This is a genomic window from Tritonibacter sp. SIMBA_163 (assembly GCF_046535935.1).
Classification (GTDB): Bacteria; Pseudomonadota; Alphaproteobacteria; order Rhodobacterales; family Rhodobacteraceae; genus Epibacterium; species Epibacterium scottomollicae.
In genome coordinates this window covers 1-1,528 of sequence record NZ_JAWJBP010000061.1, presented here as the reverse complement: position 1 = coordinate 1,528, position 1,528 = coordinate 1, and the positions used below count along the sequence as shown (strand labels likewise).

The window sequence follows — 1,528 nt, the reverse complement described above, 5'->3', positions numbered from 1 at the left end:
GCCGATTCTGTGGAAAAACACTCGTTAGCGAGCGCAGAATGCCGACGCCAGAACATGGCGCGAGTGCCTTTCTCGTCAGGCGTTTCGCGTTTGCTGCGGTGCAGGAAGGATCTTGGCCAGTTTGCGAAGGTTTTGGGCGGTGGCGGCGAGTAGGAATTCGTCCTTTGCCCCGCATGGGCCTCGTAATCTGAGCCTGTTCAGACCGAGGATGCGCTTGAGGTGGGCGAAGAGCATTTCGACCTTCTTCCTCAGCTTCATCGAGATCACGTATTGCTCGGTTTTCGCAATGTCGCGGGCAACCTGGCGGGCGTCTTCATGTTCCTCGCGGGTGATCGACCGGAAGTCCATGTTAGGGCAGCAACGCGACTTCGAGGGGCAGGCCTGGCATGTGTGCTTCAGGCACCGGTATTTGGCGACGCCCTTGCCGGTCGGCCCGCGGTTCGGATCGGAGTAGTTCCGGCGGAATTGCTTCAGCTCTTGGCCTTCCGGGCAGATGTATTGATTGTTCTCGGCATCCCACTCAAAGTCGGCCCGGGTCCAGGTCCCGTCGCTGCAAGACAGGGATGTGCGGGGTAATTTCGCGGTCAACCAGCCATCCTAACATCGGCGCGGTGCCATAAGCCGTGTCCGCGATCAGGCGCTCTGGGTGCAAGTCGAACTTGGCCTTCACCCGCTCAAGCATGGTCTTCGTCGATCCGACCTCGGCCTGACGGGTCGACCTTGTAGCCTCCACGTCCACAATCACGCCATGGTCCGTATCGATCAGGTAGTTGTCGGAATAGCTGAAGAATGCCGGCCCCTTGCGCGCCGCAGTCCACTGGCTGGCCGGATCGGAATGCGAGGTAAACTTGGGCCGCACCTCGCTGGCCGCGCCAAAGGCGGCTTCGTCCAGGGTATCGAAATACTCGCGAACGGCGCGGGGCGCGTCGGCAGGATTGACCCGCGCCGGGTCCCAATCCTCCTTCGGGGTCGAGTTCTGCTTGTTGGCATCAGCTTCGATCAGGCTGGCGTCGATGGCCATGCGCTGCCCGCTGACCAAGCCTTCCTCGATGCACCGAGCGACAGTGACTCGAACAGGTGGCGCAGCAATTCGCTGTCGCGGAAACGCCCGTGCCGGTTCTTGGAGAACGTAGAGTGATCCGGAATTCGGTCGATCAAATCCAGGCGGCAAAACCAGCGATACGCCAAGTTCAAATGGACTTCTTCACACAGCCGCCGTTCCGACCGGATACCGAAGCAGTAGCCGACCAGAAGCATGCGGATCAGCAGTTCTGGGTCAACGGATGGGCGCCCGGTGTGGCTGTAGAAATCGGCGAGGTAGGTGCGGATCTCGGACAAATCCACAAACCGGTCGATGGACCGCAGCAGGTGGTTCTGCGGAACATGATCCTCAAGCGAGAACTCATAGAACAGCGCCGGTTGCGCCTCCTGCCGCGGTCCCATCATCACCGATCCTCCCACCTATTAAGGGAATTGAATCAGCCGAGAGCCCTGCAATCAAGGGCGAGTTTTTCAACAAAATACGCCC

Annotated in this window: 1 pseudogene; it reads right to left on the bottom strand. The window is 59.9% G+C overall.

Annotated elements, in window-relative coordinates:
- Nucleotides 1-75: 75 nt before the first annotated feature.
- Nucleotides 76-1,446 (bottom strand): annotated as a pseudogene (locus R0J92_RS21345) (transposase).
- Nucleotides 1,447-1,528: the final 82 nt, after the last annotated feature.